This is a genomic window from Desulfomicrobium apsheronum, assembly GCF_900114115.1.
GTDB lineage: Bacteria > Desulfobacterota > Desulfovibrionia > Desulfovibrionales > Desulfomicrobiaceae > Desulfomicrobium > Desulfomicrobium apsheronum.
Genome location: NZ_FORX01000019.1, coordinates 33,040 through 45,778 on the forward strand (window position 1 = coordinate 33,040; position 12,739 = coordinate 45,778).

Sequence of the window (12,739 nt, forward strand, 5' to 3'; positions counted from 1 at the left end):
TTGCGCCTTCTTCCGGATTTTCACGCTGAAATCATGCGTGTGCTCGTAAAACTGTCACCCCAGACAGAAAATTTCAAATGATCCAGGGGGAAGTGCCCCGGACGCAATTTCGACCTTCGGACTTGGCTCGGTACAAGGATGCATCGGCCAGACGCAAGAGTTCGGCCGGGCCCTGACCCTTGCCCGACGTGCTTGCCGCCACCCCCAGGCTGACCGTGACCCTGCCGAACTCCGACTGCTCGTGCGGCATGTTCAGTTCTTCCACTTCACGCCGCAGGCGTTCGGCGATTTCAAATGCCCCGTCCAGGCTGGTATCGGGCAGGATCATGCAGAATTCCTCGCCACCGTAGCGCGTCGCAAGATCCCCCTGACGGCGGGCGCCCGCCCGCAAGACCTCCGCCACCCGCTTGAGACAGTCGTCGCCCTGCTGGTGCCCGTAGTGATCGTTGTATTTCTTGAAGTGATCGATATCGAGCATGACAAGGGCCAGTGTCGATCCCGCGCGAACCGCCCGGGTCCATTCCTCGACCAGGGCCGCATCGAACTTGCGGCGGTTGGCGATGCCTGTCAGCCCGTCGGTCATCGACAGTTCGGCCAGCTTCTTGTTGGCCTCTTCGAGTTCCATGGTGCGCTGAAGAATCTTGACTTCGAGTTGTTCGTTCAGATGCACCAGGGCGTTCTGGGAAACCAGAAAGCGCGTCAGGTCGCGCGCCATGCCCCAGATATGCGTGATGGCGCCGGTGTCGTTCTTCACCGGCACGAGCAGTGTTTCAAACAATCGCCGACTGCCGTGCAGAACGGGGCGCTGTTCGAAGGTCACGGCTTCGCCCGAGGCCATGCACTCGTGATACCCGGAAATGAGCTCGTCGCCCTCGGGGCCATACCCAACGATGCCGCGCACCGTGTTTCCGGCGATCTGCCTGATGTCTAGGCGCACGGCGGCATCGTTGGCCACCAGCAATTCATAGTCGTCGCCGGCGGGCATGCAGATCCAGAACGGGTCGCTGGAATGTTTCCAGAGCTCTTCAAAGACATGCACCAGGGCCTTCGTGTCGAGGGGCGGTGCGGAGGACTGGGCCGATTCCGGAGAGTTCATCTGCGCTCGTTTTCAATGAAAAAATGTTGCCGTCCGGTCCCGGACGAAAGGCCGGGCCGTGCCCGGGGGCAAATAATACGGAAAAGAGCCTCGCCTTGAAAGAGGAATCTGAGCCGCTCTTGCCCTTGACCTGGACGTTTCAAATCAATACTTGAGCAACTGTTCAACTATTGATCGACAAAGGAGCCACCATGGGCGAACAAAAGGGAGGCAGCATGAAGGATGTCTGCGAAGTCCGCTGTATCCATGAAGAAAATGTAAACAGAGCGCTGCTGGGCAGAACCGACGATGGCGTGCTCGAAGAAGCCGCCGGGCTTCTGGGTGTCATTTCCGACCCGACGCGGCTCAAGATCATGGACGCCCTGCGCCTTGGGGAGTTGTGCGTGTGCGATCTGGCGGCGGTGCTGGGTATGTCCATTTCGGCCGTATCCCACCAGCTGCGCCTTTTACGCACGGCCAGACTGGTGCGCGGCAGGCGGGCGGGCAAGGTGATTTTTTATACGATCCATGACGAGCACATCGACAAACTCATGGACATGGCTCTTGATCACTGTCGGCAGAGGTGCGGGGAATGAACGAATTTTTGTGGGCATGCTGGGACATCCTGGTCGATTCGTCGCTCTGGATGCTGTTTGGTTTCTTCATGGCCGGGCTGCTGCGCGCCTTTGTGCCGTCCGATCTGGTGGCGCGGCATCTGGGCAGGAATCAGTCCGGAAACATTTTCAAGGCGGCGCTTTTCGGGGTACCCCTGCCCCTGTGCAGCTGCGGGGTCATCCCGGCGGCGGCGGGGCTCAGGCGACAGGGCGCCGGCAAGGGGGCCACGGCCTCTTTTCTCATTTCCACACCCGAGACCGGCGTGGACTCCATGGCCGTGAGCTGGGCGCTTCTTGATCCGCTCATGACCGTGCTGCGTCCCGCGTCGGCCTTTCTGACGGCCATGGTGACGGGCGTGCTTATCGACGCGGCAGATAAGGATCCAGTCAAGGAGCCAGGCAAGGAACCGGGCAAGGATGCCGCCCATGGTGCCGGCAAGGGCACGCTTCAGGATCTCCGGACGACACCGGACCTTACGCCCCTCGGCGCCGCGTCGGCCTGCGCTTGCTGTTCCTGCGGCGGCGATCCGGCCGCGCAATCGCGCTTCCGGCGCTTTCTGGACGGCCAGCGCTTCGCCTTTGACGATCTGCTGGCGGACATCGCGCCCTGGTTCACGCTTGGCATCCTGCTGGCAGGCGTCATCACCATCTACCTGCCCGACGACCTGGGCCGCATGTTGCCGGGCGGCGGGCTGACCGCCATGCTGGCCATGCTGGTCGTGGCCCTGCCCATGTATGTCTGCGCCACGGCCAGCACGCCCATCGCGGCGGCCCTGGCCCTCAAGGGCTTCTCGCCCGGGGCGTTGCTGGTCTTTCTGCTTGCCGGACCGGCCACCAACGCGGCCACCATGGTCATGGTCGGCAAGATGCTGGGCAAGAAATCCGCCATCATCTACGTGGGTTCCATCATCGCCGTCACCCTCGTCTGCGCTGTGGCGGCCGATACCCTCTATCTTTGGCTCGGCTATGAGGTGCACGCCTGGCTCGGTGACTTGGGATCCGAGGAGGGCGGCCTGCTCTCCATCGTGGCCGCCCTGGTCATGCTCGCGATCCTGGGGCGCGCGCTTGCGCGGACGGCGACGCAGAAATTCGGGCTGCGCGGATGAAAGATCTTATGGCCTGTCCACATCCATCTTCCGCCTGGACCCCTGAATAAGCTTTCCGCGCTTTCACAAAAAATCCCCCCGGCCGCCTGAAGCTGCCGGGGGGATTTTCATTCAAGTCGTTTTCAGGGCTATTTCTTCAGTCGGCCGATGCAGGCCAGCCCATCCTCTTCCAGCGCCACCAGGTCGTTATAGACCTCACGCTTGCGGACAACCACATGCTTGTCGCCCTCGACCATGATCTCTGCGGCGCGAGCCCTGGAATTGTACTGCGAGGACATGACGAATCCGTAGGCTCCGGCCGAGAAGGCGGCCAACAGATCGCCCTGGCCGACCTTGGGGAAGGTGCGGTTCTTGGCCAGAAAATCACCGGATTCGCAGATGGGGCCGACCACGTCGGCGGTCATTTCCTCGCCGTTTCCTTCACGCACCGAAGCGATGCGATGGTAGGAACCGTACAGGGAGGGACGAACCAGATCGTTCATGGCCGCGTCGACGATGACGAACGTCTTGTCCTCGTTGGTCTTGGTGTACTGCACTTCGGTCACCAGGATGCCGGTGTTTCCGGCGATGACACGGCCGGGCTCAAGGATGAGGGTCACGTCCAGATCCTTCAGCGACTCGACCAGGGCCTTGCCAAGTTCCTCGGGATGCGGAGGCGTTTCCTCGTTGTAGGTGATGCCAAGGCCGCCTCCCAGGTCCATGTACTTGATCTTGATGCCCATCTCCAGCAACTGGCCATGAAATTCCTTGAGCTTGTCCAGCGCTTCCATGAAGGGGGAAAGCTGGGTCAGCTGGGAGCCGATGTGGCAATCCATGCCGATGGGTTCGACATTGGGCAGGCTCTTGGCCAGGGCGTAAGCCTTCAGGGCGTCGGGACGGGACAGGCCGAACTTGTTTTCCTTGAGGCCGGTGGACACGTAGGGGTGGGTCTTGGGGTCCACGTCGGGGTTGATGCGCAGGCTGACACGCGCGACCTTGTCCAGTCCGGCGGCCACTTCGTTGATGCGCTCAAGCTCCTGCACGGACTCCACGTTGAACATGAGGATGTCGGCGAAGAGGGCTTCCTGGATCTCGACGACCTTCTTGCCCACACCCGAATAGACGATCTTTTTCGGGTCCACCCCGGCTCTGAGCGCCCGGAAAAGTTCGCCTCCGGAGACGATGTCCGTGCCCGCGCCTTCCTGGGCCAGAATCTTGAGGAAGCTCAGGTTGGAGTTGGCCTTGACCGAGTAGCAGGTCAGGTGGTCGATGCCCTCGAAGGCGGAATCGAAGGCCTTGTAGTGGCGCTTTAGCGTCGTCGCGGAATAGATGTAGAGCGGCGTGCCGTATTCATAGACCAGATCGGCCACGGCGATGTCCTCGGCGTGAAGTTGACCATTCTTGTATTGAAAATAGTGCATGTATGTTCTCCTTTGGGGATTAGGGGGCGGATGGGGTCAGGGTGATGATTTCGGACAGCGCCGGGGAGATGATCTGGTGCGTGTTGTCCGCCTTGAGACGGATGCGCAGGGTCTGTCCCGGAAGTGGTTCGCAGATGGTGAAGATGTAGCTGTTTTCCTGACGGTACACCCCGGAACTGTAGGGGTAGTACTTGCGCACGAAGGACGGAGTGAACGGACAGGTCGGGCAGCCGTCCTGCTCGATCTCGACCATGAAATATTCGAGGTTGACCAACCGACCGCCCAGCTTGGCATTGATCAGCACGCAGCCTTCTTCCATGCGGGCTTCCATGTGATTGATCTGGATCATCTCATCGCTGACGATGGGCTGGGGCCATTCCTTTTTGCCGCAGGCGGCGAGCACAAGAACAAGAAACAGGAAAAGAAGAATGCGTTTCATGACAATCCTGCCATTGCTTTCCACTGGTGGAGCAGGGTGAGTGCGTCCAGGGGGGAAAGCTCGTTGACGTTGAGTTTTTTCAAGGCCGTCAGAACCTCGTGTTCCTCGGGCTGTTTTTGTGGGACCGCCGCCTTGGCCATGCCGGGCAGGGAGACCTGTCGACTGATGAAGTCATTTCGTTTGGCCCCGCCGGGAGCGTGTCGCTCCAGCACCGCCAGAATTTCCTTGGCCCGGGTCACGACCGAGGCCGGGACGCCTGCCAGCCTGGCAACCTCGATGCCGTAGCTGCGGTCTGCGGGCCCTGGGACCATGCGGCGTAAAAAGACGATGTCGCCCTTCCATTCCTTGATGGCGATATTGTAATTGCGCACCCCGGGCAAGCGTTCCTCAAGGACGGTCAGCTCGTGGTAATGTGTCGCGAAAAGGGTGCGGATTCCGCCCTGACGCCGGGCCAGCTCCTCGGCCACGGCCCAGGCCAGGGACAGCCCGTCGAAGGTGCTCGTGCCTCGCCCGATCTCGTCCAGGATGACCAGGGAACGTTTGCCCGCCTGACGCAGGATGCGTGCTGTCTCCGTCATTTCGACCATGAAGGTCGATTGGCCCATGGCCAGATTGTCCGATGCGCCGACCCGGGAAAAAATACGGTCGCAAAGTCCAAGCCGGGCCTTGGAGGCGGGAACGAACCCGCCCATCTGGGCCAGGATGCAGATGAGCGCCACCTGCCGTAGCACCGTCGATTTACCGGCCATGTTCGGTCCGGTGATGAGCAGCACCCGGCCCGAATCGTCCAGGGTCAGGTCGTTGGGAATGTAGCCCGAGCGACCCTGCACCGCCTCGACCACGGGATGACGTCCGCCCTTGATGGCGATCTCAAGTCCGTCGTGCAGTTCGGGCCTGCTCCATTCCCATTTGCGCGCGGCATGGGCGAGACCCTGGGCGCAATCAAGTTCAGCCAGGATTTTGCCCATGTGCATGAAACGGGAGCGGTGCCCGGCCACTTCCTCGCGCAGAGCCAGGAAAAGCTGGTATTCTCGGGCCTTGCGCCGGTCCGAGGCGCTCAGGAGCTTCTCTTCCAGGAGTTTGAGCTCCTCGGTGATGTAGCGCTCGGCGTTGACCAGGGTCTGGCGGCGGATGAAATGGGCCGGCGGTTCGGCTACGACGGCCCGGCTCAGTTCGAAATAGTACCCGAAGACCTTGGTGTACCCGAGCTTGAGCTTGGGGATGTCGCAGGCCTTGCGTTCGCGTTCGAGCATGTCCGTGAGCGCCGTCTCGCCGTGGTCGGTCAGGTCCATGAGCTCGTCGAGAGTCGCATCAAAACCCGGCCGGAAGAGCCCACCTTCGGTGATGACCGGCGGCAGGGAATCGGCCAGCGCGCGGGCCAGCAGGTCGTGCACGTCGTCCAGGTCGTCCCAGTCGCGCAGCAGTGCGCCAAGCCGTGGCGGCGGGGACTCAAGTTCGAGCAGGGCCTGATGCAGGCGCGGCAGCACGCCAAGCGACGCCTTGAGCGCGGCGAAATCCTTTGGCGTCGAGCGATTGACTACAATGCGCGTGCACAGACGTTCCAGATCATAGACCTTGTCCAGCGCCCGGCGCAGATCCTCGCGGATCATATCGCCATCGTGCAGATAGGCGACCAGTTCCTGCACAGGCAGGATGCTCCCGAGATCCTTGAAGGGCTGGTGCATTCTGGTTTCCAGCAACCTGCCGCCCATGGGGGTCTGGGTCTGGTCCAGGACCTGCCACAGGGTGCCGCGCCCCTTGCTGCCGTCCATGGTCCTGAAAAGCTCCAGATTGCGCTCGGTGACCTCGTCCAGAAGCAGGGTGGCGGAGAGATCCAGCGGGGTGAAGGGCGCAAGATGGCTCAGGTCGCGCTTCTGGGTCAGTTCCAGATAGGTCAGCAGCGCGCCGCAACAGCGGATCAGGGCGGGTTTGTCGTCAAGATCGAGGGTCTGCAGGCTTGGGACGGCCTGCGCGCGCAGGATCTTGTCCCGGGCCCCGCGCTCGTCGAAATAGGATTTTTGCGGGTAGCGCGAAAGCTTGGCCTGCCACTGCTCAAGTCCCTTGGGCAGGGCCTGGGTTTCGGTCAGGAGTAGCTCGCGCGGGTTCATCTTGGTCAGCCATTGCCAGAGCACGGCCTCGCTTCTGGTCTGGATGCCGGACCAGACTCCGGTGGAAAAATCGACCCAGGCCAGGCCTCCGCCAAGGTCGGCATCCCAGTACAGGGCTCCCAGAAAATTGTGGCCCTTGGCGTCGAGGTTCATGTCCTCGACCACGGTACCGGGGGTCAGCACCCGGGTCACTTCGCGCTTGACCAGCCCCTTGGCCTGCTTGGGGTCCTCGACCTGATCGCACAGGGCCACCTTGTAGCCCTTGTCCAGCAGCTGACGCAGATATTCGTCGATGGCGTGATGGGGCATCCCGCACATGGGCACGGGGTTTTCCGCGCCGGGGTTGCGGCTGGTGAGCGTGATTTGCAGCTCCCGGGCCGCGATTTCGGCGTCCTCGAAGAAGAGTTCGAAAAAATCTCCCATGCGAAAAAACACGAGGGTGCCCGGATATTCTCCCTTGACCCGCAGGTACTGCTCCATCATGGGCGTGACCTTGACCGTGTTCATGACGCCTCGTCGCTAAGGAGCTGGCGGATGGTTATGGAGTGCCAGGACATGCATTTGGGGCAGCAGAAGAAGATCTGGCCGCGTTTGAGGCCGCAGCGGGCACAGACAAAGCGTTTCGCCTCGCGCGCGCGGCGCAGCAGAAATTCCAGCTGAAATTCGAATACCGGAGTCATCTGCTGCTCGGGCAGGGACATGGTCAGAAGCTCCAGGCGGGCGGGCCAGAAGGCGGGGCTCATGAGCAGGGTTTTCTCCTGCCAGGTCTTGGCCTCCTCGACGCGGCCGTGGGCGCGCAGCAGGCATCCGGCGTAATGCAGCGGGGCAAGCTCCGGCGGATGCCTGTCGATCACGGCCAGCAAGGCGTCCAGATGCGCCGCAGGCAGGATGGCCTTCACCGGCACGCCCGAATCCTCGTAATCGAGCAGGGGATCGAGCAGCACGAAGCCCAGATGCGTGCCGACCGACCCCAGGCCCTGGTCGAGCAGCGCGATGACATCGTCCCAGGACTCACGGCTGATCTGGAACATGATCCCTTCCAGCCAGGCCTCGGGAGAGGCGGGATAGATTTCCCGGGCTTCCGCCAGCAGGCTCTGGTCTGCGGCCTCGGTTCCGGTCGTGGCGGCCCGGACCAGGTAATGCGCGGCCTGCAGGTCGAGCCCCATTTTTCTGTATTGGCGGCTGGCGGCCAGGAAGTCCCCGCCCTTGGCATGCAGAAGGGCCAACTCCAGCTCAAGGGCCGGATTGTCGCCGCCGATATCGCGGCACTTGCGCAATGCTTCCTGGGCGCGGTCAAGGATGCCCGCCCGGGAGTAGTCGCGTCCGAGCTCGAAATAGATCCGGGACTGATCCTCGCGTCCGAGATCCGCGCGTTGCAGAAGGGAGCTGCGCATTTGTATGGCCCGGTCAAGCTCCCCGCGCATGCGGTAGAGGTTGCCCAGGGCCGAGCAGATCTCGATCGCTCCATGATGGTTGCGCATGGCCCGGGACAGGTCGTCGATGGCGGCCAGGGCGTCCAGGGCCGGATTGGGCGGCACGGGCGAAAAGAGGTCGGTGTGATCGTCGCGCAGTCCCAAAAGGGACCTTAGCCATTGCATTTGTTTGCCCCCAACATTTTTTTGCAGTCCAACTCAGTGTAATCTTTCAATCAATCAGCCCAGGTGCCGGGCGTACCACTCTCCAGCCTGGGCCAGTCCGTCGCGGACGCCGTAGGCAGGATCATAGCCGAGCAGCCGGCGACTCCTGGAAATATCCGCCAGGGAATGTCGCACATCCCCGGCCCGGAAATCCCGGTGCGAGGGCAGCGCTTCGGCGCAGGCCGGCTTGAACTTGGTGGCCTCGTCGCGGATGAGATAAAAAAGCTCGCCAAGGGTGGTGCGCTGGCCAAAGGCGACGTTGAACACGCTTCCAGCCACTTCAGGAGCCGTGGCGCATGCTGCCAGGATGTTGGCCTGCACGCAATTGTCGATGAAGCAGAAGTCACGGCTCGTTTCGCCGTCGCCGTTGATCCACACGGTCTCTTCGCGCAGCAGCCCCGCGAACCATTTGGGGATGACCGCCGCGTAGGCACCCTCGGGATCCTGACGTTTTCCGAAGACGTTGAAGTAGCGCAGTCCCACGCTGTCCATGCCGTAGGTCCTAAGAAATACCTCGGCATAGAGCTCATTGACGTACTTGGTCACGGCGTAGGGAGAAAGGGGCTTGCCGATGGTCTCCTCGACCTTGGGCAGTCCGGGATGATCGCCATAGGTGGAGCTTGAGGCCGCATAGACGAAGCGCGCGACCTTGCTGTCCTTGGCGGCGACCAGCATGTTCAGAAAACCGGTCACGTTGTTGGCGTTGGTCAGCAGGGGATCGACGATGGAGCGGGGCACCGAGCCGAGCGCGGCCTGATGCAGGACGTAGTCCACGCCCCGGCAGGCTTCCATGCAGGTGGGCAGGTCACGGATATCGCCCTCGATGAAGCGGAAGCGGGCCCACTGCTCGGGAGTCACGCTGCTTTGGACTTCGCCTAGATTGTGTTTGTGGCCGGTGGAAAAATTGTCCAGGCCCGTGACCTGCTGGTCGTGGCGCAACAGGGTTTCCAGCAGATTGGAACCGATGAATCCGGCAACTCCGGTGATGAGCCAGTGGCGTTTGGATTCAAGGGCGGTGAGTATTTTATTATGCATGAGTTATCCGGTATGAGGAAAAAAATTGCGTCCCGAAGGGATGATCCTTGGGACGCACGACAGCAGAATGGACGACGGATCGTTCCAGATGTGCTAGTTCTGGATGTTTTCGGTGGATTCCGTGGTGGTGTACTCATCCATGGTCTTGGGACGCAGGGATGTGACTTCACGTTCCAGGGCGTCCACTTCCTTCTTGTACTGGCGGCACTGTTTGGACAGGCGGATTTTTTCCAGGAAGAAATAGAACGTGCAGAGCAGGGACCCGATCACGAAAGCCATGAGGATGATCAGGTAGAAGGGCACTGCCTCGGTCTGGTAGTGCCAGCCGAAAACCTTGAGTTCCAGCGCCAGTTCCTGGATTAGAATCTCATGGTTCTGAACAAAGAAGAGCATCGAGAAAAAGAAAAGGGCTACCAGGCCCAGCACTTTGAGATATCGCATCCGTATCACCTCTACCGTTGAAGGTTGTTGAAAAAGGGCTTCAAGCGCTTGTATGTCGAGCGCAGATGCTCGGGCAGGACGCTTGTTTCCGACATGACGGCCATGAAGGAGTGGTCTCCGTTCCAGCGCGGCACAAGGTGCACATGAAGATGCTCCCTGATCCCGGCGCCGGCCGCCTCGCCGATGTTCACGCCGATGTTGATTCCGTGCGGATTGAAAGCCTGCTCTAAGATAAAAGAGCACTTTTGTACATAGTCCATGATCTCATGACTTTCCCTCGTGTCCAGATCGGTGATTTTACTGACGTGTCGGTACGGGGTGACCATGAGGTGCCCGTTTGAGTAGGGAAAGATGTTCATGATGACGAAGCAGTTCTCGGCGCGGTGCAGTACGAAGCGTTCCTCGTCGCCGTCCGTGGATTCGGGCAGGCAGAAGACGCAGCTGTCGGGCTTTGGGCCGAGTATGTAGTTGATGCGCCATGGCGCGTGCAGTGTTTTCATGTCTACAGGATCTGGCTCAGGAATTTTTTTGTGCGCGGATGCTCGGGGCTGGTGAAGAAATGCTCCGGAGTTCCGGTTTCGACGATCTGGCCGTGATCCATGAAGATGACCCGGTCCGCCACTTCGCGGGCAAAACCCATCTCGTGGGTCACGACGACCATGGTCATGCCCTCTTTGGCCAGGGTGACCATGACGTCCAGGACCTCGCCGATCATCTCGGGGTCCAGGGCGGAGGTCGGCTCGTCGAAGAGCATGATCTTGGGGTTCATGGCCAGCGCCCGGGCAATGGCCACGCGCTGCTGCTGTCCGCCGGAGAGCATGGCCGGAAAAACCTCGGCCTTCTCTCGGATGCCGACCTTGTCGAGCAGGGCGAGTGCCCGCTTCTTGGCCTCAAGCTCCGGCACTTTCTTCAGCTTCATGGGCGCCATGGTCAGGTTGCCAAGCACCGTCTTGTGCGGAAACAGGTTGAAGCTCTGAAAAACCATGCCCAGCTCCTGACGGATCAGGTTGATATCGTTATCCTTGGCGTTGATATCCTTTCCGTCGACCACGATGCTTCCGCTGTCAATGGTTTCGAGGCGGTTGATGGAGCGCAGCAGGGTGGACTTTCCCGATCCGCTGGGACCGATGATGACCACCTTTTCCCCGGAATTGATGGACAGGCTGACGTCGTTTAATGCCTGCAACTGGCCAAAGAACTTGTAGACGTTCTTGATTTCGATGATGGGCCTAGTCCCGTTCATAATAATTCAACCTCTGCTCCATTTTACTGACAGCCTTGGACAAGAAGAGCGTGATGACCAGGTAAACCAGGGCCACCATGGTGTAAGCCTCGAAGTACAGAAAGGATTCGCTGGCGAATTCCCGGCCTCGGCGCAGCAGGTCCGAGACGGCCAGAATGGATACCAGGGAGCTGTCTTTCAAAAGAGCGATGAACTCGTTGCCCACCGGCGGCAGGATGGTCCGCCAGGCCTGAGGCAGTACTACGTACATCATGGTCTGGAGACGATTGAAACCCAGGGATCTGGCAGCTTCGGCCTGTCCCTTGTCGATGGAGTCGATGCCTGCCCGGAATACCTCGCCCATGTAGGCGCCGTAACAGATGCCCATGGCGAGCACAGCTGCGGCCATGGGCGGAAGATCCTTGAAGAGCTCAAGCCGTCCGAGGGCGAAATAGATGTAGAACAGCTGCACCAGGAGCGGGATTCCGCGGATGACTTCCACGTAGGTCGAGGCGATCAGATTCAGGACCTTGTTGCGGGACAGCCGACCAAGACCTGTAATGAGCCCAAGCACAAGGGAAAGCATGATGGACAGGAACGTGACCTGGAAGGTGACCAGGACGCCGTCGGGAAGAAATTGCAGAATCCGCCAGTATGGCTCGGGCTGTGTTACGCACAGATAGATAATGATGCCGATGGCGCCGAAAAAGGTAAGCCACCATGCGTTGAAGAGGCCCGAGTCCTTTTTCAGGGGGATGGCCGCGCCGTCGCCGATGTCGATCTTGACAGCTTTTTTGGAAAATTGTGGGTTCATGACTGGCCTTGTCGTAATCGCTGAAAAAAAGGAAAACCGGGGCGTTTGCCCCGGTCATGACACTATTTGGCTCCGAACCACTTTGCGTAGATCTTGTCGTACTCGCCGTTGGCCTTGATGGCGGCCAGGGAGGAGTTGATCAGGTCGACGATTTCCTGGTTGCCCTTGTTCACGGCAAAACCCAGGTATTCCGGGGATTCGGGGGCGATGAGGAAGGCCAGGGTCAGCTTCTGGGCATACTGCTCATGCTGCAGGGCGTAGTTGGAGGCGACGGCGTCGTCGGCGATGACGGCATCGATACGGCCATTGTAGAGATCTTCCACGGCCAGGCCGATTTCGTCATAGGACTTGGCGGTGGCGCCTTCGATCTTCTTGCACAGAAAGTAGCCGGTGGTGCCCATCTGGGAGGCAACGGTCTTGCCGGCCAGGTCGGCAACGGAGGCGATGCCGGAACCCTTGGGCACGATGACGCCCTGCTTCACTTCAAAATAGGGATCGGAAAAATCCATGTTCTGCTTGCGCTCGTCGGTGATGGAGACCGAGGAGGCGATGGCGTCGTACTTGCCGGAAGCAAGTCCCGCGAAGATGCCGTCCCATGCGGTGTTCTTGAGAATCGCGTTGAATCCGCCGGCCTTGCCCATGGCGACGACGACCTCGGGACCAAAGCCGACGATGTTCTTGTCGGCGTCAATCATTTCCATCGGCGGATAGGTGGCATCAACCGCAAAGACTACATCCTTGGCCAAGGCGTTTCCGGCCATGAGAAAAAGAGCCAGCAAAACAAGTGCAATCCGTGTACGCATACGTCCTCCAGAGCTGGTAAAATGATGATTTCCCGAAAAATTGTC

13 protein-coding genes are annotated in these 12,739 nt (G+C 60.4%); 2 read left to right on the forward strand and 11 right to left on the reverse strand.

Annotated features, from left to right (window positions below; all coding sequences use genetic code 11):
* Nucleotides 1–73 precede the first annotated feature (73 nt).
* On the reverse strand, nucleotides 74–1,096 hold the full coding sequence (locus BMZ40_RS15370; RefSeq protein ID WP_092377808.1) for a GGDEF domain-containing protein: 1,023 nt from the start codon (nucleotides 1,094–1,096) through the stop codon (nucleotides 74–76).
* Nucleotides 1,097–1,287: 191 nt separating this feature from the next.
* On the opposite strand from BMZ40_RS15370, the gene BMZ40_RS15375 reads away from it, so the two are divergent.
* Nucleotides 1,288–1,671 carry an ArsR/SmtB family transcription factor gene (locus BMZ40_RS15375; protein WP_245751127.1) on the forward strand — a complete coding sequence of 128 codons (384 nt, stop codon included), beginning with the start codon at nucleotides 1,288–1,290 and terminating at the stop codon, nucleotides 1,669–1,671.
* Nucleotides 1,668–2,795 (forward strand): SO_0444 family Cu/Zn efflux transporter, encoded by a 1,128-nt coding sequence (locus BMZ40_RS15380; protein ID WP_092377810.1) that lies wholly within the window; start codon nucleotides 1,668–1,670, stop codon nucleotides 2,793–2,795. Before BMZ40_RS15375 ends, BMZ40_RS15380 begins: the two co-directional genes overlap by 4 nt.
* Before the next feature lie 128 nt (nucleotides 2,796–2,923).
* Here the strand turns inward: BMZ40_RS15380 and lysA are convergent, their stop codons facing one another.
* The 10 genes from lysA to BMZ40_RS15430 all read right to left on the reverse strand — a co-directional run bounded on the left by lysA (nucleotide 2,924) and on the right by BMZ40_RS15430 (nucleotide 12,694).
* A complete protein-coding gene (gene lysA, locus BMZ40_RS15385) occupies nucleotides 2,924–4,195 on the reverse strand; it encodes a diaminopimelate decarboxylase (RefSeq protein ID WP_092377813.1) in 1,272 nt (423 codons plus the stop codon).
* Nucleotides 4,196–4,214: 19 nt separating this feature from the next.
* The gene (locus tag BMZ40_RS15390; protein WP_092377816.1) at nucleotides 4,215–4,634 is read right to left on the reverse strand and encodes a lipoprotein; all 420 of its coding nucleotides are present in this window, start codon (nucleotides 4,632–4,634) and stop codon (nucleotides 4,215–4,217) included.
* Complete coding sequence (gene mutS, locus BMZ40_RS15395; RefSeq protein ID WP_092377820.1) at nucleotides 4,631–7,249, reverse strand: DNA mismatch repair protein MutS; 2,619 nt, start codon at nucleotides 7,247–7,249, stop codon at nucleotides 4,631–4,633. Before mutS ends, BMZ40_RS15390 begins: the two co-directional genes overlap by 4 nt.
* Nucleotides 7,246–8,340, reverse strand: coding sequence for a tetratricopeptide repeat protein (locus BMZ40_RS15400; protein ID WP_092377823.1), 1,095 nt, complete (start codon nucleotides 8,338–8,340; stop codon nucleotides 7,246–7,248). The genes mutS and BMZ40_RS15400 overlap by 4 nt, the downstream gene beginning before the upstream one ends.
* Before the next feature lie 54 nt (nucleotides 8,341–8,394).
* On the reverse strand, nucleotides 8,395–9,414 hold the full coding sequence (locus BMZ40_RS15405; RefSeq protein ID WP_092377826.1) for an SDR family oxidoreductase: 1,020 nt from the start codon (nucleotides 9,412–9,414) through the stop codon (nucleotides 8,395–8,397).
* Nucleotides 9,415–9,507: 93 nt separating this feature from the next.
* Complete coding sequence (locus BMZ40_RS15410) at nucleotides 9,508–9,855, reverse strand: LapA family protein (protein WP_092377829.1); 348 nt, start codon at nucleotides 9,853–9,855, stop codon at nucleotides 9,508–9,510.
* An 11-nt stretch (nucleotides 9,856–9,866) separates the two neighbouring features.
* On the reverse strand, nucleotides 9,867–10,355 hold the full coding sequence (locus BMZ40_RS15415) for an HIT family protein (RefSeq protein ID WP_092377831.1): 489 nt from the start codon (nucleotides 10,353–10,355) through the stop codon (nucleotides 9,867–9,869).
* Nucleotides 10,356–10,357: 2 nt separating this feature from the next.
* Nucleotides 10,358–11,098 (reverse strand): amino acid ABC transporter ATP-binding protein, encoded by a 741-nt coding sequence (locus tag BMZ40_RS15420; RefSeq protein ID WP_092377834.1) that lies wholly within the window; start codon nucleotides 11,096–11,098, stop codon nucleotides 10,358–10,360.
* Nucleotides 11,085–11,891, reverse strand: coding sequence for an amino acid ABC transporter permease (locus BMZ40_RS15425; protein WP_092191726.1), 807 nt, complete (start codon nucleotides 11,889–11,891; stop codon nucleotides 11,085–11,087). The genes BMZ40_RS15420 and BMZ40_RS15425 overlap by 14 nt, the downstream gene beginning before the upstream one ends.
* A gap of 62 nt (nucleotides 11,892–11,953) precedes the next feature.
* Nucleotides 11,954–12,694, reverse strand: a complete 741-nt coding sequence (locus tag BMZ40_RS15430; protein WP_092377837.1) for a basic amino acid ABC transporter substrate-binding protein — start codon at nucleotides 12,692–12,694, stop codon at nucleotides 11,954–11,956.
* Nucleotides 12,695–12,739: the final 45 nt, after the last annotated feature.